Source organism: Acidovorax sp. LjRoot66, from assembly GCF_964253305.1.
Lineage (GTDB): Bacteria > Pseudomonadota > Gammaproteobacteria > Burkholderiales > Burkholderiaceae_C > Acidovorax.
The window spans coordinates 176891-194168 of record NZ_CAXUQU020000002.1; the positions used below are offsets into that span (position 1 = coordinate 176891).

The following is a 17278-nucleotide window of genomic DNA, read 5'->3' on the forward strand; positions in this document are numbered from 1 at the left end:
TCCCACCTTGTTCGCTATTAGCGGAGCAGCACGAGACTTGGCGACGTATCACGAGGTGCCACCGTTGCTTCATGTTCCGCGCGGAACATCAAAACGCAGCAAGCAGATTTTTTACTAGATACGATGCAGGCCTGGTGCAAGCGCATCCAGCGCAGGTCGCCGGCCACCCAGGCAGGTTACCGGCGCGCCATCGAGCGGTTGGTGATGTGGGCCGTGCACGAGAAAAAACTGCTCTGTCCTCGCTCCTTGACGAGCCGATCGTCGAGTTCGCGCGCAGAGAAGGTCGCCTCCAGGAGGCGAGGGCGATTCTCTTAACGCAACAACCGTCCCAGGGTAGCTTTAGCCGGCGAACCACGTTCGAGCGCGGACGTCCCCGGTGGATGCAAGCTGGAGCAATTTGGAAAAGTCGAAATCGAAACGCCTTTGGGTCAAGTGTTCAAGGCGATTGTCGAGCGTCCTGCGCAGATCGAGTCCACGGTGGCACATCAAACGCTCGTTTCCCATGAAGAGGTCACCTTGTACATCGCTCCAGATGTAGGGAATATCGCCGCGAAGCATGCAGGCGATTTCGAAATCGACCAGCTTCCGCAGGGTGTCACTTGCGTCCAGCGACAGGTGCAAGGAGCGTCCAGTCGTCAGAACCCGCCGCGTTCTCTCCAGCCTATGTGTGAATGATGTGGGCGCCGGCGTCCAAAGCCGCATCTGCAGGATCTTGTATAGCGAAGTGTTGCGCACAATGACTCTGGACTTGAAGCCCCGCGTGATGAGCTCCTGGAAGAGATCAATCACTGCGCGCTTAGCATGACGGATAACCTCCATTGCCGCCGTTGCGCCCTGTGCAATTTCGGATGCATGGTCGTTCGCGACATGCATCTGCCCTGCACCGGACTTTGCGACATGAAGTTCGTAGGACTCGCTCCTGCGGAAGCTGTAGCGAAGGAGGTCATTGCTTTGGGAGAGCGAGCCAGCAATCATCGAGAAGCGCGACCTCCCGCTCAATGGTGATATTTCCGGCGCATAGAGCGTGCTCGAAACGTAAGACCACTTGTTGCCGCCCATGGCTGCGGGCGTGGCCAATGCCTCGGCATCAATGATGACTGGCGAAGACCCAGAAACCACGATGTTCTCGAAGTGCAGGTCGGTGACCTGCAGGAGCATCGCGATAGTCGTGACCACGCCGTAGGAGAAGTAGTAGTGACGGGCTTCTTCATCGGTGATTTGACCCGCCGGCGCGCAAAAGTCGCGAATGAAGTATCCATCGCCGGAATGGAGTATGCGCAATGCGATAGGTGCAATGGAAATTTGCTTGCAGACTAGACCCGCGATCTCGAAGACAAGGCGGTGGACATCATCGGGCACGGCTTTGTAAATCAAGTCACGAATGCCCGCATCGTCTTGCACCGTGAATTTCACTGGTGTTTGACCTCCATTGTGGGGGTCGCCTCCCACCGGAGTGACGGCCAACAGCACCATGCGGTTCGTTTTCGTGAAGTCCAGAATGCGACGCAAGGCCGCAGAGGATGCGCTGGAACGGCCTTCAACAGCCGACATCCAATGCGCTTCCAATGTCTCGAGTCCGAGATCGGTGCCTAGCCGACCTGTATCCTGGCCAAGTTGAGATAGGCGCGCCAGCAAGCTGTAAGTAGGTCCAAACACCTCCTTGCCGAAATCAACTTGCTGGGCGACCAGGCCATCGACGTAGGCCCCCATAAAGCCTTCTGCGCTCGCTGTCAGCGGCGCAAATGCCTGCTCGATGCACGCTCTGGCGCTGGTTCCGATCGCCGTGCCCAAGGTGTCGGTGCTGAACATATTACGGTGCAGCGGAAGCTTGGGGGGCGCGAGCGCAGCCTGCAATGTGTTCCTTGAAAGGAATGCCGGCGTTCGAGAAGAATGCTTCGTGTCCACGCCCTTTGATTCCGAAGGTAAACACCGCGGTGTGCCCGAATTCCTTGTTGAAAGCGTTCACGAGACATTTTCCGACCCCTTGGCGGCGCGAGTCTTTTGCCACCACAACCTCGGCGATCCACATCACGACCTCGCAATCGCCGAATGCGCGCAGCATGCCAAGGACTTCGTCATCCTTTTCATAGGTAAGGTAGCGCGCCGATTCAAACATCCTTTTCAAGCGCTTGTCGTCGTGCAAGCCGCCCATGCCCGCGGAGTCGTAGAGTTTGCGGAAGGCCTGGCACCGGGCCTCGGTCAAAGGGGGATTGCTCTGGATTTCTGTAGTCATGTTCGATAGAGGCCGCCCATCGGGCGGCCATGTCCTAGCTATTGATCAAGCACCCCAGGGGTCGCAGCCCAGGATGAAGTCGCACGTCCCGGAGGCGCAGCACGTGGTGGAACTGGCCACCTTCAATGCGCGACTTTCAATGTCTTGTGCCTGGTTCACGTCGAACGAGCCGAGGGGCACTGTGAATGCCTGCCCCGAGCTGGAGGGCTGGTGAACCGAGATGCGAAGGCCTGCCATGTCCAGCCGGGAAGGTAGGTCGTGCGCGGACACCCCCGAGGCTGCGCCAATCAGATAGTTGAGATACTGGATAGTGTCGGAGTCCAGATTGGTCACGCCATCGCGGGAAACCTTGGACACGATGCGCTGCGTGTCGCCATAGACCTTCCACGCGCCGGAGCTCTTGTCCTGCGAGACCACAAGATTCACCTCGCGCTCCGAGTCGAAATGGACCTGGGCGTTCGTTTGGATGCCCAATGTCTGTCGGGGATTGGCCTGCATGCTTGCACCGGACATCATGTATCACTAAACCAATTTAGGCTGGTGAACCTCGCCGCACCTCGTGATCACTTCAACGACAAAGCTGCATTTTCCCGAGCCTAGTCCTGCTCAAACAAACTGTCATTGCCGCTTGGCCGGAGTCTCCACCCTGACTTTTCGGCTAGTCGACTTGAGGGGTCCGCATCCAACTGAGCCAAGCTGAGGCGGATCGTCTCTAGCGGGAAGTCCACGTACAGGCCGTTCATGTAAACGCGGTTCCAGTACAAGCGCTCGATGCAGGCAAAAAGCCCCTCCCACCGGTAGCGCAACGGGCGGTAGGTGTAGAGGATGCGTGGAAAAATGTCATACGCGCATGCCGATGGCAAGAAGTGCTGCGTATCGTCCTCCATTTGCTCCCCTTTTCTTGCAAGGCAGAGCAAGGCAATGAAGGCGTCTAGTGACCGTAGGTTGCGAATCCCGAGCAGTTGCGCGCGTGTGGGTGGCGAGTGGTTGAATCGGCCCTGCTGCACGCCACACCCATCACGAAGCAGTATCCGCCTGACATTCGGCGACGCACTCTCCAGAAGGCGCAGCAGGCGTGGCATCGGCGGGGACTGGGGCGCAAGGAGTTCCCACAAGGGAAGATCTCGCCAGAAATCAAGCCTCACGGCTCCCGCTGTCCGTGCATGGATGTGCGCCACCGAGACCTTGTTCGGGGCTGAGCCTTCTCGCCAACGCCGGTACTTGTTGGTGAAATCAATCTGATCACAAGGCCTGTGTTCGTCAACTCGCCGCTCCAATATCTTCGGTGAATCAGTCCCGAAGTGAGCCGCCAGGGCTCCGTAGCAGGCTGTCGACTGTGCGGTCTTTACGTTTTCAATGTGGGACGCCCACTCATCGTCGGGCGCAATTCGAAAGCCAATCGGCATAGATGTTTATTGTGGTTGAAGCTGAGTCCCGCATTGTCGCGCTTGGTCTATTTGCGTTTGGGGGTAGCGACTTTTCAGAATCGATCCACCTTGCGCAGCCAAAAAGCCGTGCGTAACATCGCGCCCTTTCCCCCAGTCTCGGCCGGTCCCACTATGTCCCAGCTGCCAATTGATATTGATTCTGCGGCGTCGTTGCCCGCTCTTTCATATGAGAGCTTTGAGCACCGTCTGATTCTTGCTCTCGGCGTGTTAGTGGCGGTCTAAAAGCGCGCTTAAATGGCTTTTGAACGCGCTTTCTGGGGGGATCCTGAAAAAGCTGCTTTATGCTTCGGAGCAAATGAACCGATCAGACCTCATTCAACTTCTCGCCAACCGGTTCAGTCAGTTGACGCAGAAGGACGCTGATGCGGCCGTTTCGACAATCTTGGATACGATGAATAACGCATTGGCGCGTGGGCATCGGATTGAGATCAGGGGTTTCGGTAGTTTCAACGTCATTCACCGCGCACCACGGTTAGGTCGCAACCCGCGCAGTGGCGCTGCCGTGGATATTCCAAAGAAGCGTGTTCCTCATTTCAAGGTCGGCAAAGCGTTGCGGGAGGCGGTCGATTCGTCCACTAAAAATGTGGATCAGGGCCAGTCAAAATGAAGGTCTGCAATGGAGCGGATCGTAGACCCGCTTCGCGGCGATAGCAGCCCTTCGAAGGCTTGGTCCCGTGGGCTATAGTTTTGACGTACTATCACTCTACCCATTCGATAGAAGGCGCAAAAACGATGGAGCGCGATCCTCCAATTTTTCAAACACGGCCGTTCTTCTACATGGTGTGCATTGGCGTGCTGGTTGCGTGGGCACTCGTCGGAATCGCGACGGGTCACGCCTATTTACAGTATTGGCGAGCGCCCCCCGCGGATTTTGATGGATGGGCAGCTATTGCGTTTTCGACGGCGCTACTCTTCGCGGCAACCGGCATGTCGGAGCGCCTTGTAAATGGAGGTGCGGGCAAAGGTGAGTGGAAGACATCCTCATATCTTTTTCTAGCCTCCACGTTAATGGCGGGGGGCGCAATCGCCTGCGAGCTAATGCCGCGCCTTCTGGGATTTTCGGCATCTACTCCGTACACGGGACTAGTCACTGAGGAAGCGCTTTGGCAAGCGCTAAACGCCCCCTTTGTCGCAAGCTGGGCTGCCGGAAAGTTGCCTGTGGTGTTTTCTTGGTTGAAGTCTTCTTGCGTCGTGCTGATAGTTCTGGCGCTCGTATTCAAGGGTCTCGGCGTTTCGAAGGAATCGGCACAGAAGCACCCGGCGGTGGCATCTGGATTCTATTTTGCCTTTGGCCTCCCATTTCTAGCGTGGGTATCGCTTGAGTTGGTCCAGTATATTTTTGGAACGCTCCCGACGGTGCCCATGAAGGCACTCGATTCATTCCAGTCTAGGGCTTCACTAATGCTTTCTGCGCTACTGGTGATTATTGGGATTTGGTCGTTCGCTCTGTTAGCTGGGATGGCGCTTATCTTGAAGGTGTTTGGAGTAAGTGTCCAATGGCAGAAAATTCGTGGTCGCGAAAAAATACTCGATGACTTCTAACTGGTCAATCACAATGGAGTCTCAACTACAGAGGGTGGCCAGTGTGATCGTCATTTTTCAATACTGAGTGCGCCGCTGTGGGCCACTCACGGCCGACGTTGAAAAGCGAATTCACTGGTTTTGAATGTCCGCTGTCTGGAAATCTGTATGGCCGCTTTTGGCCTGCAGATGCCGATGGCGGACAGTGTCCAGTGAAAAAACTGTCCGACCGCTTTTGGGGAGAATGTACAGCTCCATTGCAGCGTTAGCCGACAGTCACGAATGCCCGGTATGCGGAAGCCCAGTTTCAGATTTTTCTAAGCTCCGCAGCCCACAGTGCGCCAGCCATACTCACTAAACGGTGTACCCAGGTATCAGTGGGAACATTTGTGCAAATATCGGGAACGCGCGGAACCCCTGATGCATCTAATGGGCAGGAACACACATATGAACACGCAACAAAACACCTTCTCTGCCCCGTCCGACGCCAGTTCGGACGGTGATCTGGTTACCTTGTCGATGGCTGGCAACGATGCCGCCTTTGCGTTGATCATGCGCCGATACAACCGGTTGCTGTTTCGATCGGTACGCAGCATTCTGAAAAATGACGATGACACGCAGGACGCGGTGCAAGAGGCCTACTTGCGCGCCTGGCGGGCGCTGGCCAGCTTTCGCTCCGACGCCAAACTCTCCACCTGGCTGGTGCGTATTGCGGTCAATGAAGCGCTGGGGCGCCTACGCAGCACGGGTGCCCAGGTAGTGCCACTGAATGCTGCCGTGGACACCGATGGCGAGACCCTGGAGCCAACCATGCCAGCCAACCCCGACAAAGAACCCGAATCCAATGCCATGCGCACCCAAGTCCGCCAACAAATCGAGGCGCGCATTGACTCCTTGCCAGAACAGTTTCGCACCGTGTTCATGCTGCGTGGAGTTGAAGAACTCAGCGTGGAAGAGGTGTCCGCTGTTTTGGACATCCCCGAAGCCACCGTACGTACCCGCTTCTTCCGGGCCCGCGGCATCCTTCGTGAAGGCCTGTCGCGCGATATTGACATGGCGGTGGCTGACGCCTTCTCATTTGCTGGCCCACGCTGCGACAAGATCGTAGCGGGCGTACTGGCAACGATTGCCAAGGAGCGCGCCTCACCGCGCCCCTGACATCCCCACACCGTCAAACGGCGGTGTGTTGCTTCCCTGTTGGTCTTTTTCTTTCCTTCTTTACTGGAGATAGCATGTCTTTTTTCAAAATTTCTGATCCCGTTTCCGCTCGGCGCTTGTTTTTGGGCCGATCCGGCGGCATGGTTCTGTCCGGCGCTGCAGTTGCGCTGCTAGCCGGGCAGGACGCACTGGCCGCCAAGTCTGGCGGCTCCACGGCCGGTGATGTACAGATTCTCAACACCGCCATCGGTGCCGAGCTCGAAGCCATTGCCGCCTACCAACTGGGTGCCGAAAGCGGCCTGCTGAGCAAGCCGGTGTTGGACCTGGCAGTGACCTTTCAAGGCCACCACAAGGAACACGTTGCCCTGTTGTCCAGCACGGTGGCAAAGCTGGGTGGCACAGCCGTGATTGCCAAGAAGGCCTACAACTTTCCAGTCGACCAGCTGAAGTCGCAGCTCGACGTACTCAAGTTCGCCGCCCAACTGGAGCAAGGCGCGGTCAGTGCCTACCTGGGCGCCGTGCCACTGTTTGCCAACCGGGATCTGGCCAAAGCGGCTGCCAGCATTTTGGGCGATGAGGCCATGCACTGGGCCGTGCTGCGCCAGGCCATTGGTGAAGTACCCGTTCCATCGGCGTTCATGTCATGAGCACCGGCCGCCAAACTTTCAGTCGTGCCGCGCTGCTTGCTTGCCTTGCCACGCTGGGTCTGGCGGCCCAGACCGTCCAGGCTGCACCTGACGCTGCGCGGGGTGAACAGGTCTATGCGCGTTGCCTGGGCTGCCATGCGCTGGCCAGTGACCGGGTTGGGCCCCGCCATTGTGGGCTGATCGGGCGCCGTGCTGCAAGCATTGGCGGCTTCGACTACTCACCCGCTCTGCAACGTGCAGACATAGTCTGGAACGAGAAAACGCTCAACCGTTTTCTCACCAACCCCATGCGTGTAGTACCTGGCACCTCCATGACCTACGACGGCGTGCCCATCGCCGCCGATCGCGATGACCTGATTGCCTATCTGAAGAAAGTGAACACCGAAGCGGTGTGCAACCCCGAGAGCCACAAGCCATGAACCTGCGCCAATTGCGAACCATAGAGCCCGACGCGCCAGGGCGCCCACTGTCGGAGGTCATCCGTGAACGCATGGTGTTGGCCAAGAAACGTTTTCACGCCAACGACAACATCAGCGATTTCATCGAGGTTGGAGAACTGGAAGGGTTACTCGATGAAGTCGAAGAAAAAATGCAGGGCGTTCTGGACAGCCTGGTGATTGATACAGAGCGTGACCACAACACGCAGAACACAGCTCGGCGCGTGGCCAAGATGTACCTCAATGAGGTCTTTAAAGGACGCTACCTGCCGCAACCAACGATTACCGAGTTCCCCAACGCAGAGCATTTGAACGAGTTGATGATTGTCGGCCCCATCACCGTGCGCAGTGCCTGTTCCCACCACTTTTGCCCGGTCATTGGCAAAGTGTGGATTGGTGTATTGCCCAACCAGAACACCACCGTGATTGGTTTGAGCAAATATGCGCGGCTGGCCGAGTGGGTGATGGGGCGGCCCCAGATTCAGGAAGAAGCGGTAGTGCAACTGGCGGACCTTATTCAATCCAAGACCCTGCCCGACGGCCTGGCCATTGTGATGGAGGCGACTCACTTTTGCATGACCTGGCGCGGGGTCAAGGATATGGACAGCAAGATGATCAATTCGGTCATGCGCGGCGCATTCTTGACCGACATGACCCTGCGCCGCGAGTTTTTGGCGCTGCTTCCTAAATAGCACTTTTGCACCAGCAGTCTTTGTGCCCATCCCCGAACCCTTAACAGGAAACTGTATGAAAACCTTTGTCTGCACCGTATGTGGTTTTGTTTATGACGAGGCCATTGGCCGCCCCGAAGACGGCATTGCTGCGGGTACCCTGTGGGCCGATGTGCCCATGAGCTGGGCCTGCCCGGAATGCGGTCTGGCCAAAGCCGACTTTGTGATGGTGGAGATCTGAGGATGGATGCGCATCCCCTCATCATCATTGGCGCGGGTCTGGCTGGCTGGACCACCGCCCGTGAGTTCCGCAAACTGAACGCCACCGCCCCCGTTCTGCTGGTGTGCGCCGATGCGGGCGACTTCTACGCTAAGCCGTCCCTGTCCAATGCGTTGGCACAAAAACGCACACCGGAACAGCTGGTCAACACGCCAGCGCCCGTGATGGCGCAGTCGCTGAACCTGACCCTGCTGGCCAATACAGAGGTGTTTGCCATCAACCCGGTGGCGCAAACAATTACCACCCAGCAAGGGGAATACAGTTATAGCCAATTGGTTTTAGCCACTGGCGCTAAGGCCATTCGTGTACCCCTGGAGGGTAACGCCGCCGATCAGGTGGTATCGGTCAACTCGCTGGCGGATTTCACACGGTTTCATGCCCAACTCACTACCCCGAATGGCGGCAGCCGCCGTGTCGCCATCATGGGTGCGGGTTTGATCGGATGTGAGTTTGCCAATGACTTGGTGCTAGCGGGCCATCGGGTCAGCGTGATCGACCCATCCAGTCGCCCACTGGCCGCTTTGCTGCCCAGTGACGCCAGTCTGCAATTACAGGAAGCGTTAACCAGCTTGGGTGTGGCGTGGCACTGGGGTGCAACCGTGCGGGCAGTGGACGTGATGCCTGCAGCGACAGACACCAGTCCACCCTCAGCTATCACGCTGCAGTTGTCCACTGGGCACACCATGTCAGCCGATCTGGTACTCAGCGCCATTGGTTTGAAGGCCGACCTGACCTTGGCACAACAAGCTGGTCTGGTATGTGACCGCGGTATCGTGGTGAACCGGTCGCTGCAAACCAGTGTGCCGAACATCTATGCACTGGGTGACAGTGCCCAATACGCCAGCGCTGGCAATCGCACCCTGCCTTTTGTGATGCCCATCATGTCTGCTGCCAAGGCTTTAGCGGCCGCATTGGCGGGAAAGCCAATGGAACTGGTATTTCCGCCGATGCCCGTGGCCGTCAAAACGCCGGCCTTGCCAATCATAGTCTCGCCGCCCGAGCCCGGATCATTGGGCGAATGGCGCTCATCAGAAGAGGGTGTATGGCGTTTCATGGCGCTTGCAGGGGCGATACAGGGATTTGCGCTGACCGGGAGGCAAACCACACGGCGTGCGGAACTGGCTCGTTCGATGAACACCTTGTGAAGAATCAACAGTCTGCCAACGAAACGTCTGTGAATCCCTTCTCATTCCTAAGCGCACGCGAAACTGCTCCCTTGTCAAAACAAGCACTGCAACCCCCCACTGCCTAAGCCATGTCACAACATCATTCCACATTGTTCGGCAATGCACTAACCCTACTGGGCGGGTGTCGGCGCGTACTCACCCACCTGCAGGCACCCGCCAACCTGGCGGCACGCATCTTTGTTGGCATGGATTTTTTCCGATCGGGCTTGACCAAAATTGTGGATTGGGACACCACGTTGGCCCTGTTTGCGGACGAGTACCACGTACCCTTTTTACCCGCCCATGTTGCGGCTGTTGCTGGTACGTTTGGCGAACTGTTCTTTCCGGTTCTGTTGGTCTTCGGGCTATTGGGGCGGTTCTCTGCCTTGAGCCTGTCGGTGGTCAATATTGTGGCGGTGCTGAGCCTGTCGGACATCGCACCGGCCGCGTTGCAGCAGCACCAGTTTTGGGGCACTCTGCTGATTGGTGTGGTGCTGTGGGGACCCGGAAGGTGGTCGCTGGACACCTGGTGGTGGTCTAAAGTCTCGCACACTGTCCGTTAAGGCTCGATTACCTCCAAGAAGCATTTCGTCTATCGAGGCGGTCAAGTTGGTTGTGTTGCATTAATTGGGTCGAGACGAGAATGGCGTAACTACTCGATCAATGATCAGCCTGCCAGGCTGTAGTGCTGGCCGGCTGCAGACGCGGATTGACCACCACTTGGTCAATCCAACTGTGGCTATCCTCAATGACGATTCAACGGGGAATTTCCTTCGCGCATCTGTTTTCCAGTTGCAATTTCGAGGTCGGACAATACTGATCTGAGTGGGCATCTGCCAAATGCAAGGATAAATTTTTGGATGATGAATAAGCTATTTTTTCAGAGCTGACAACTCACTTTGAATTGGTCGGCATCTCGGGTAAGAATCGGTCAGTATCGGCGCTTGCACTGTCAAACGCACAACAGCTTTAGGAACCCAACTCAATGAACAGTATCCGTCCGGCCAACCCATCTACCCCGGACGAGCAGTTGCAAGCACCATCGTGTCCACGTAAACCATCGTGCACACCATGTCTCAAGAGATTCCCGATTCGCGCTCCCATGCCCCCCGCACTCGCCGGGTCTACAGCGCGCAATTCAAGGCTGAACTGATCGCCGCATGCCAGCAGCCCGGCGCATCCATTGCCGCCACGGCGCGTGAACATGGCATGAATGCCAACGTGCTGCATCGCTGGCTCAAGGAGCACCGTCAGGGCCTGCACCAGAGCGCCTGCGATACAGCGCATGCTGTTGCGTGTGGCATCGCCCCGCACTGCGACGATGCAGCAGCTGAGCCCATGGCCGATCCACAGCCTGTTTGCGCCCCAGCACATCAGGCCCATCCGGTGCCTGCCAACCCCGTACCCGCCTTCATCGCCATGACACTGGGCTCGCCAGTGATGGCTCCCCAGGCAGCGGGTGCACAGGCGGCCCCAAGTGCTGCATCGACCGCTGCCTCATCAGACATCCGCATCGAGTGCTGTCACCACGGCACCCTCGTGACGGTCAACTGGCCCGTGGGCGCTGCTGCCGAGTGTTCCCGCGCATTGCAGGGCTTGTTGCAGGTGCTGCGGCAATGATCCGCATCGAGGCCGCCTGGCTTGCCACGGCCCCGCTGGACATGCGCGCCGGCACCGACACGGCGCTGGCCCGGGTGGTCACCGTGTTCGGCGCCGCCCACCCCCACCACGCCTATCTGTTCGCCAACAAGCGCGCCAACCGCATCAAGGTGCTGGTGCACGACGGCATCGGCATCTGGCTGGCGGCTCGCCGCCTGCACCGGGGCAAGTTCGTCTGGCCGGCACCAGGCGATGAACAGTGGCAGTTGGAGTCCGATCAGCTTCAGGCCCTGGTCCTGGGTCTGCCCTGGCAGCGCATGGGAAGCGCCGGCATCATCACCGTGGTCTGAAGCTGGCGTGCAATCCGTGGATCCGCGCATGACAGCGCAGTGCCATCCTGGGCACACTGCCTGCCATGTTGATGCAGCCGCAATCCCTGGATGATCTGAGCGCCGAGCAATTGCGCGAGATGACCGCGCGCCTGCTCACCGAACTGCGCCACAGCCAGGCGCTCAACGCCAAGCTCGCCCACGAGAACGCGCTGCTCAAGCGCATGAAGTTCGCCGCACAGTCCGAGCGCTTCAATGCCCAGCAGCGCAGCCTGCTCGAAGACGAGATCGAGGCCGACCTGGCGGCAGTCGCCCATGAGATCGAGCAACTGCAGCCGCCTGCGGCGCCCGCGCCCCAAGCCAGGCAGCAACCCAAACGCCAGCCGCTGCCGGCCCATCTGCCGCGCCGCGAGATCAGGCACGAGCCCGAGTCGAGCACCTGCCAGTGCGGTTGCCTGATGCAGCGCATCGGAGAAGACGTGGCCGAGAAGCTCGACTATGTGCCCGGTGTGTTCACGGTGGAGCGCCACGTTCGTGGCAAGTGGGCCTGCGCACAGTGCGAGACCATCGCCCAGGCTCCAGTTGCAGCGCATGTGATCGACAAGGGCATCCCCACCACGGGCCTGCTGGCCCAGGTGTTGGTCGCCAAGTACGCCGACCACCTGCCCCTGTACCGCCAGGAAACCATCTTTGCGCGCGCCGGTCTGGCCATTGCCCGTTCCACCCTGGCGCAATGGGTGGGCACCTGCGGGGTGCGGCTGCAACCGCTGGTGGATGCGCTCAAAGCCGAGATACTGGGCCAGCGCGTACTGCACGCCGACGAGACGCCGGTGCAGATGCTCAAGCCCGGCAAGGGTGCGAGCCACCGCGCCTACCTGTGGGCCTACGCACCGGGTGCCTTCCAGGACATCAAGGCCGTTGTGTACGACTTCTGCGAGTCCAGGGCTGGTGAACATGCGCGTAACTTCCTGGGCGAGTGGCGGGGCGCGCTGATCTGCGACGACTTTGCTGGCTACAAAGCGGGCTTTGCGCAGGGCATAACGGAAGTCGGTTGCCTGGCGCACGCGCGGCGCAAATTCTTTGACCTGCATGCGGCGAACAAAAGCCAGATCGCAGGCTTCGCGCTGGAGCAGCTCGCCAAGGTCTACGACATAGAGCGCGAGGTCAAAGACCTCAACGCCGATCAGCGCCAGGGCATCCGCCAGCAGCACACCAAGCCGGTGCTTGATGCGCTGCACGAATGGATGGCGCTGCAGCGGCAAAAGCTGCCGGACAGCTCAGCGACGGCCAAGGCGCTGGACTACAGCCTGCGGCGCTGGACTGCGCTGACGCGCTTCGTCGATGACGGGCAATTGCCCGTGGACAACAACTGGATCGAGAACCAGATCCGGCCGATAGCCATTGGCAGGAGCAACTGGCTGTTCGCCGGCAGCTTGCGCGCGGGCCAGAGGGCGGCGGCGGTGATGAGCTTGGTGCAGTCGGCGCGCATGAACGGGCATGACCCCTATGCCTATCTCAAGGATGTGCTGACGCGGCTGCCCACGCACAGGGCCAGCCGGGTGCAAGAGTTGCTGCCGCATCGTTGGCAAGCTGCGAGCGACTGATCGATAGCCGGGTGGCTGGCTGCGGTCAATATGGGATCGCCGTGTGCTTACAATGAACACTCTTGCCTTGTACAACCGTCTCGCGAAACTGCCTTTTGGCATCTGGCTGTTCAGCCGTGGCGTGAGCTTTGTTGCCCCGTACTTCAGTAGCATCCGCCCCCAATTTCGCGAGCTTCGTCCTGGATTTGTGGTCGTGCACATGCGTAATCGGCGCGCCGTGCAGAACCACCTAAAGACCGTGCATGCCATTGCCATGTGCAACATGGCCGAATTGGCTGGAGGCACTCTGACAGAGGTATCGATTCCGTCAGGGGCGCGCTGGATTCCGTCAGGCATGACGGTGCGCTACGTTGCCAAGGCCAAGACCGATTTGCTCGCCACAGCCGATGGCCGTGGCATTGACTGGAGCCAGGGCGGCAGCATCGTGGTACCTGTTAGCGTATGCGACACTGGTGGCGTCGAGGTGTTTCACGCAGCAATCACCATGAATGTGAAGCTGAAGTAGGAATTGACCATGCTGAAGATGAAAAACTCTTGCGCGCAGTGCACCGCCGCACGACCCCAACGCGAAAGACGGCCGTTGGCCGTCGTTCAATCCCGAAATTTGAAAGAGCTATTGGGCAGCTTACAGAGCCGAATGAATTCCAACGCGCGTCGAATTTTTAATGGAGTTACATAATGACCCAGTCTCAGGACAAGGACAACGAGTCTCAAACCGCTGATGTCGCAACGCAAACCCCACGGGAGGCCGTTGCCCACATTGGTAAGTTGGTGACACTGGACAAACCGGCTTTCGTTCACGCCACCGCACTCATCTATGGCCTGGTCGAGATTGGCGCTGGCGCATCCGTGTGGCCTTATGTGGTTATGCGGGCAGAGACGCACCATATACGAATTGGTGCAAGAACAAATGTCCAAGATTTTGTCATGGTGCATGTTGGAAGTTTTACACCCACCGTTATTGGCGAAGACTGTTCGATTGCGCATCACGCGACATTGCATGGCTGCACAGTAGGTGATCGTTGCCTAATTGGCATCAACGCCACGCTCATGGACGGCGTCAAGGTGGGTGCAAACTCGATTGTGGCGGGCCATTCCATATTGGTCGAGGGCTCGGAGTTTCCAGACAACTCCATCATTGCAGGGTCCCCAGCAAAGTTGGTCAAGTCAAGAGACAACTCCAGTGCCAATCTATTCAATTCGGCGTTTTACCAAGTCAACGCTGCGAACTACGCGAAGGGTGTAGACCGACTTTCAGAGGATGACTTACAGACTCTGGGCAAAATGATCGCAAAATAGCTGGGGAACTAAACGAAAGCGCGGTGCGGGCAGCCGTCATGTACTTGGATGGGCATCGTCAAGTTAAAGTGCTACTCGAAAAGTCGTAAGACCAGCTCCTAACAATTGGGCAACGCAAATGTGAGTCAGATGAACAAGGCTAGTAAATACGCCAACGAATACGCGCAGCGCATGGCGCCAATTGGTCGAAAGGGGCGGCGCTGACCAAGAGGTTGCCCCATAGTCGGCGCTATTTTGTGCATTTGAGTGGCTGGTTTAGGGAAGGCAGGCTGTAAATTTTAAAGACTGCAATTGGCCTGATGCCGACCTAGAAATCCACATCCCCATAATCCATCTTTGCTGACGGGGATGACGTTGTGACGGTGCGATCCAGGCGCGCAGCCTGCTGAATCTTCTTCGCGTAGCCGTCCACAACCAGATCCCTCAGATCATCCAGAACCTCAAATACCGCCAAGGCCTGGGCGGCCGTCCAATGCGTTGGCAACTCCCACATCGTGGAATGATTGCCTTCTTCCTGTGATCGCTGTCCCATCACCAGTTTGCGCCGCGTCATGGTGTTTTGCCTTTGCGGGGCGCAGCGGCACGGGTTGCCGCCTTCTTCTCTGAACGCGCCTTGGCCTCCTTAAGCCGGTACGACTCACCTTCAATGGCCACAATCTCACAGCGGTGCACCAGCCTATCAATCAACGACACCACACAAGCGGCATTGGGAAACACCTCGTGCCACTCCTTGAACGCCCGATTGGTGGTGATGACCGTGCTCTTGTGCTCGTAACGCCGACTGATCAGCTCGAACAGCAAATCAGCGTGCCGGTTGGAATACGACAAATACCCCACCTCGTCGATCAGCAGTAAATCTGGTGCCGCGTAATGCTTGAGGCGACGGCGCAAGGCGGAGTCACTGTCCAGCGCAGCCAGTTCGCCCAGCAATTGCCCAGCAGTGATGAACAGCACCGTGTGGCCCTGAATCAAGGCCTGATGGCCCAGATTGCACGCCAGCATGGACTTACCCACCCCGTTGGGCCCCACCAGCATCACGTTGCTGGCGTCCGCCATGAACGACAGCGTCATCAGTTCCTGGATGGCCTGGCGGTCACAGCGCTTGGGCCAATCCCATTCATAGTCTGCCAATGGCTTGAACTTGCCGATATGGGATGCGCGCAACCGGCGCTCCAGACTGCGCTGGTCACGCTCAGTTTCTTCCCACCCCAGTAATTCAGTGAGCCAAGCCAGTCGGGCGGGGTCAGAAATCAGCGTGTCCCAGTGGGCCAGCAGCCCGGTCAGTCGCAGTTCCTTGGCCCTAACTTGGAGTTGTGCCATGTTGGCGTTTACCGGTGTACTGTTCATTTGGCGTCCTCTTCATCATCGGTTTCAGGGGTGGGTGCTTGCAAATCGTCATAGGCATCCAGTCTGTGCGGCTGAACCGTCACATCCATGCGCTGGGCCCGCTCGGAGAGTTGCGGCACGATCAGTGGGGTGTCCTGGCGTTCCTGCCGCGCACGCTCCAGGGCCAGTCGCACCGCGTTGTAATGCGGCACGTCCCGACGCAAGGCTTCGAGCACCGCCTCTTGCATGGCCGGTGCACCGTAGTGGTCCAGCATTTGGCCCAGCACCCGCGTCATGGAGCCCAGGTGATGGCCTTTGGCGGCAGCGCTGGTCAACAGATCCGCCATGGCCGGTACCGATTGGGTCAGTCGGCTCATTCCCCGGTGCTGACGGGCACCGCGTTTTTGCTGCACCAGAGCCTCCACATGGGCTGCGACCTCAACCTGCATACCTTTGTCATAGGAGCGAGCATGGTCAGCCAAGATGGTGGCACCATTGAGCACACGGACCCGATCCGCGCTGGCCAACACCGTCACGGTACGCTGTACATGGGTGTGCGGGATGGAATAGTCGTTGAGGTCAAAACGCACATAGGGCGTCTTGGCCACCGATACTTCGACCCGCGCATCGACCGGGTAGCCATCCATGGGCAGGGCCATCAGCTTGGGCTTCTCGGTCTCAAACGCCTGGGCCACGGTTAACTGCACACCTTCTGGCCATGGCCGGTTAGACGCAGGCCCGTCGGTCCAGGCTTTGGCTTGGGCGTTGAGGTCCGCCACGTCCGCAAACACACGGGCGGCAAAGAAGTTGTCGCGGATATAGCGGATTGAGCGTTCAACCCGTCCCTTCTCATTGCCGCGTGCCACCGCCACCGGGCGCGGTTCAAACCGGTAGTGGGCCGCAAAGGCCAGGTATTGCGGATTGAACCGGATGGCATCCCCCATACGCTCCAGCACGGCGCTCTTGAGGTTGTCCGAAAGAATGACCCTGGGAACACCGCCCCATGCCTCAAATGCAAGAACGTGGCCACGCAGGAAGTTGTCCATCTGGGCGTTCAGGCTGAATTGCAGGAAGATTCGCCTGGAATACGAAAGCACCATTACGAAGGCCATCAGAGGCCGCTTGGCCTTGCCAACCATCACATAGCCCATATGAGCCCAGTCCACCTGGGCTTGTTCACCGGCCAAGGTGCGCAGTCGCAAGTAGGCCTCGGCTGCAGGCCGGGGGCGCAATGGCGCCACCAGGTGGCGGAAATGCGAACTTCCGCCACCATAACCACGCTCTTGAACCATGGCGTACAAACGACTGGCCGCCAGCGTGGGGAACTTGGCCAGCGTTTCCTGAATGAACGGCATGAAGGGGTCAATTAAGCGGGGTGGCATGGCGGCGGGCGCACACAGCACATTGGAGACGGCTAAGACGCGCCGCACGGTGTCGCGGTGAAGATGCAATTGGCGGGCAATGGTGCCGATACGCCATTGGTTGGCCAGGTACAGACGCAGGATCTGGGCGCGCAGTTCAGGAGTAACAACCATTACGCACCCACCTGCTGTGGCGAAG

21 protein-coding genes are annotated in these 17278 nt (G+C 58.5%); 14 read left to right on the plus strand and 7 right to left on the minus strand.

Annotated elements, in window-relative coordinates; translation table 11 throughout:
* Window positions 1–339: 339 nt before the first annotated feature.
* The 4 genes from ACSQ3Y_RS33095 to ACSQ3Y_RS33110 form a co-directional block, all read right to left on the minus strand.
* Window positions 340–1809, minus strand: coding sequence for a DUF4135 domain-containing protein (locus tag ACSQ3Y_RS33095; RefSeq protein WP_436180310.1), 1470 nt, complete (start codon window positions 1807–1809; stop codon window positions 340–342).
* Window position 1810: 1 nt separating this feature from the next.
* Window positions 1811–2233, minus strand: coding sequence for a GNAT family N-acetyltransferase (locus ACSQ3Y_RS33100; RefSeq protein ID WP_436180311.1), 423 nt, complete (start codon window positions 2231–2233; stop codon window positions 1811–1813).
* Between the two features lie 45 nt (window positions 2234–2278).
* Complete coding sequence (locus tag ACSQ3Y_RS33105) at window positions 2279–2731, minus strand: hypothetical protein (RefSeq protein WP_436180312.1); 453 nt, start codon at window positions 2729–2731, stop codon at window positions 2279–2281.
* A gap of 98 nt (window positions 2732–2829) precedes the next feature.
* On the minus strand, window positions 2830–3639 hold the full coding sequence (locus tag ACSQ3Y_RS33110) for a hypothetical protein (RefSeq protein WP_436178336.1): 810 nt from the start codon (window positions 3637–3639) through the stop codon (window positions 2830–2832).
* Window positions 3640–3976: 337 nt separating this feature from the next.
* Here ACSQ3Y_RS33110 and ACSQ3Y_RS33115 point away from each other — a divergent pair, with 337 nt between their 5' ends.
* The 14 genes from ACSQ3Y_RS33115 to ACSQ3Y_RS33180 all read left to right on the plus strand — a co-directional run bounded on the left by ACSQ3Y_RS33115 (window position 3977) and on the right by ACSQ3Y_RS33180 (window position 14392).
* Complete coding sequence (locus ACSQ3Y_RS33115; RefSeq protein WP_436180489.1) at window positions 3977–4288, plus strand: integration host factor subunit beta; 312 nt, start codon at window positions 3977–3979, stop codon at window positions 4286–4288.
* Window positions 4289–4413: 125 nt separating this feature from the next.
* Window positions 4414–5223 (plus strand): hypothetical protein, encoded by an 810-nt coding sequence (locus ACSQ3Y_RS33120; protein ID WP_436180313.1) that lies wholly within the window; start codon window positions 4414–4416, stop codon window positions 5221–5223.
* Between the two features lie 426 nt (window positions 5224–5649).
* Window positions 5650–6360, plus strand: a complete 711-nt coding sequence (locus tag ACSQ3Y_RS33125; RefSeq protein ID WP_436180314.1) for an RNA polymerase sigma factor — start codon at window positions 5650–5652, stop codon at window positions 6358–6360.
* Window positions 6361–6434: 74 nt separating this feature from the next.
* Window positions 6435–7007, plus strand: a complete 573-nt coding sequence (locus ACSQ3Y_RS33130; protein ID WP_436180490.1) for a ferritin-like domain-containing protein — start codon at window positions 6435–6437, stop codon at window positions 7005–7007.
* Window positions 7004–7426 carry a c-type cytochrome gene (locus ACSQ3Y_RS33135; RefSeq protein ID WP_436180315.1) on the plus strand — a complete coding sequence of 141 codons (423 nt, stop codon included), beginning with the start codon at window positions 7004–7006 and terminating at the stop codon, window positions 7424–7426. The genes ACSQ3Y_RS33130 and ACSQ3Y_RS33135 overlap by 4 nt, the downstream gene beginning before the upstream one ends.
* Window positions 7423–8136, plus strand: coding sequence for a GTP cyclohydrolase I (gene folE, locus ACSQ3Y_RS33140; RefSeq protein WP_436180316.1), 714 nt, complete (start codon window positions 7423–7425; stop codon window positions 8134–8136). The genes ACSQ3Y_RS33135 and folE overlap by 4 nt, the downstream gene beginning before the upstream one ends.
* A 55-nt stretch (window positions 8137–8191) precedes the next feature.
* Entirely contained in the window at window positions 8192–8356 is a 165-nt protein-coding gene (locus tag ACSQ3Y_RS33145; protein ID WP_436180317.1) for a rubredoxin, read from the plus strand.
* Window positions 8357–8358: 2 nt separating this feature from the next.
* Complete coding sequence (locus ACSQ3Y_RS33150) at window positions 8359–9540, plus strand: FAD-dependent oxidoreductase (protein WP_436180318.1); 1182 nt, start codon at window positions 8359–8361, stop codon at window positions 9538–9540.
* Window positions 9541–9650: 110 nt separating this feature from the next.
* Complete coding sequence (locus tag ACSQ3Y_RS33155) at window positions 9651–10124, plus strand: DoxX family protein (protein WP_436180319.1); 474 nt, start codon at window positions 9651–9653, stop codon at window positions 10122–10124.
* 508 nt (window positions 10125–10632) lie between these two features.
* Window positions 10633–11181 (plus strand): transposase, encoded by a 549-nt coding sequence (locus ACSQ3Y_RS33160; RefSeq protein WP_436180320.1) that lies wholly within the window; start codon window positions 10633–10635, stop codon window positions 11179–11181.
* Window positions 11178–11510, plus strand: coding sequence for an IS66 family insertion sequence element accessory protein TnpB (tnpB, locus tag ACSQ3Y_RS33165; protein WP_322593866.1), 333 nt, complete (start codon window positions 11178–11180; stop codon window positions 11508–11510). Before ACSQ3Y_RS33160 ends, tnpB begins: the two co-directional genes overlap by 4 nt.
* Window positions 11511–11575: 65 nt before the next feature.
* Window positions 11576–13093, plus strand: coding sequence for an IS66 family transposase (tnpC, locus tag ACSQ3Y_RS33170; protein WP_436180321.1), 1518 nt, complete (start codon window positions 11576–11578; stop codon window positions 13091–13093).
* 52 nt (window positions 13094–13145) lie between these two features.
* Window positions 13146–13598, plus strand: coding sequence for a hotdog fold domain-containing protein (locus tag ACSQ3Y_RS33175; protein ID WP_436180322.1), 453 nt, complete (start codon window positions 13146–13148; stop codon window positions 13596–13598).
* A gap of 173 nt (window positions 13599–13771) precedes the next feature.
* On the plus strand, window positions 13772–14392 hold the full coding sequence (locus tag ACSQ3Y_RS33180; RefSeq protein ID WP_436180323.1) for a gamma carbonic anhydrase family protein: 621 nt from the start codon (window positions 13772–13774) through the stop codon (window positions 14390–14392).
* Between the two features lie 307 nt (window positions 14393–14699).
* Here ACSQ3Y_RS33180 and ACSQ3Y_RS33185 read toward each other — a convergent pair whose 3' ends face one another.
* Genes ACSQ3Y_RS33185 through istA form a run of 3 tightly spaced genes read right to left on the minus strand, consistent with a single transcriptional unit; the run spans window position 14700 to window position 17253 of the window.
* Window positions 14700–14945 (minus strand): hypothetical protein, encoded by a 246-nt coding sequence (locus ACSQ3Y_RS33185; protein WP_436180324.1) that lies wholly within the window; start codon window positions 14943–14945, stop codon window positions 14700–14702.
* Entirely contained in the window at window positions 14942–15739 is a 798-nt protein-coding gene (gene istB, locus ACSQ3Y_RS33190; protein ID WP_436180325.1) for an IS21-like element helper ATPase IstB, read from the minus strand. Before istB ends, ACSQ3Y_RS33185 begins: the two co-directional genes overlap by 4 nt.
* On the minus strand, window positions 15736–17253 hold the full coding sequence (istA, locus tag ACSQ3Y_RS33195; protein WP_436180326.1) for an IS21 family transposase: 1518 nt from the start codon (window positions 17251–17253) through the stop codon (window positions 15736–15738). Before istA ends, istB begins: the two co-directional genes overlap by 4 nt.
* Window positions 17254–17278: the final 25 nt, after the last annotated feature.

What these genes read in the sequence shown, in the direction of transcription:
- ACSQ3Y_RS33095 (WP_436180310.1), bottom strand. Translation starts at nt 1,809, where the DNA reads ATGTTCAGCACCGACACCTTGGGCACGGCGATCGGAACCAGCGCCAGA.
- ACSQ3Y_RS33100 (WP_436180311.1), bottom strand. Translation starts at nt 2,233, where the DNA reads ATGACTACAGAAATCCAGAGCAATCCCCCTTTGACCGAGGCCCGGTGC.
- ACSQ3Y_RS33105 (WP_436180312.1), bottom strand. Translation starts at nt 2,731, where the DNA reads ATGCAGGCCAATCCCCGACAGACATTGGGCATCCAAACGAACGCCCAG.
- ACSQ3Y_RS33110 (WP_436178336.1), bottom strand. Translation starts at nt 3,639, where the DNA reads ATGCCGATTGGCTTTCGAATTGCGCCCGACGATGAGTGGGCGTCCCAC.
- ACSQ3Y_RS33115 (WP_436180489.1), top strand. Translation starts at nt 3,977, where the DNA reads ATGAACCGATCAGACCTCATTCAACTTCTCGCCAACCGGTTCAGTCAG.
- ACSQ3Y_RS33120 (WP_436180313.1), top strand. Translation starts at nt 4,414, where the DNA reads ATGGAGCGCGATCCTCCAATTTTTCAAACACGGCCGTTCTTCTACATG.
- ACSQ3Y_RS33125 (WP_436180314.1), top strand. Translation starts at nt 5,650, where the DNA reads ATGAACACGCAACAAAACACCTTCTCTGCCCCGTCCGACGCCAGTTCG.
- ACSQ3Y_RS33130 (WP_436180490.1), top strand. Translation starts at nt 6,435, where the DNA reads ATGTCTTTTTTCAAAATTTCTGATCCCGTTTCCGCTCGGCGCTTGTTT.
- ACSQ3Y_RS33135 (WP_436180315.1), top strand. Translation starts at nt 7,004, where the DNA reads ATGAGCACCGGCCGCCAAACTTTCAGTCGTGCCGCGCTGCTTGCTTGC.
- folE (WP_436180316.1), top strand. Translation starts at nt 7,423, where the DNA reads ATGAACCTGCGCCAATTGCGAACCATAGAGCCCGACGCGCCAGGGCGC.
- ACSQ3Y_RS33145 (WP_436180317.1), top strand. Translation starts at nt 8,192, where the DNA reads ATGAAAACCTTTGTCTGCACCGTATGTGGTTTTGTTTATGACGAGGCC.
- ACSQ3Y_RS33150 (WP_436180318.1), top strand. Translation starts at nt 8,359, where the DNA reads ATGGATGCGCATCCCCTCATCATCATTGGCGCGGGTCTGGCTGGCTGG.
- ACSQ3Y_RS33155 (WP_436180319.1), top strand. Translation starts at nt 9,651, where the DNA reads ATGTCACAACATCATTCCACATTGTTCGGCAATGCACTAACCCTACTG.
- ACSQ3Y_RS33160 (WP_436180320.1), top strand. Translation starts at nt 10,633, where the DNA reads ATGTCTCAAGAGATTCCCGATTCGCGCTCCCATGCCCCCCGCACTCGC.
- tnpB (WP_322593866.1), top strand. Translation starts at nt 11,178, where the DNA reads ATGATCCGCATCGAGGCCGCCTGGCTTGCCACGGCCCCGCTGGACATG.
- tnpC (WP_436180321.1), top strand. Translation starts at nt 11,576, where the DNA reads ATGTTGATGCAGCCGCAATCCCTGGATGATCTGAGCGCCGAGCAATTG.
- ACSQ3Y_RS33175 (WP_436180322.1), top strand. Translation starts at nt 13,146, where the DNA reads ATGAACACTCTTGCCTTGTACAACCGTCTCGCGAAACTGCCTTTTGGC.
- ACSQ3Y_RS33180 (WP_436180323.1), top strand. Translation starts at nt 13,772, where the DNA reads ATGACCCAGTCTCAGGACAAGGACAACGAGTCTCAAACCGCTGATGTC.
- ACSQ3Y_RS33185 (WP_436180324.1), bottom strand. Translation starts at nt 14,945, where the DNA reads ATGACGCGGCGCAAACTGGTGATGGGACAGCGATCACAGGAAGAAGGC.
- istB (WP_436180325.1), bottom strand. Translation starts at nt 15,739, where the DNA reads ATGAACAGTACACCGGTAAACGCCAACATGGCACAACTCCAAGTTAGG.
- istA (WP_436180326.1), bottom strand. Translation starts at nt 17,253, where the DNA reads ATGGTTGTTACTCCTGAACTGCGCGCCCAGATCCTGCGTCTGTACCTG.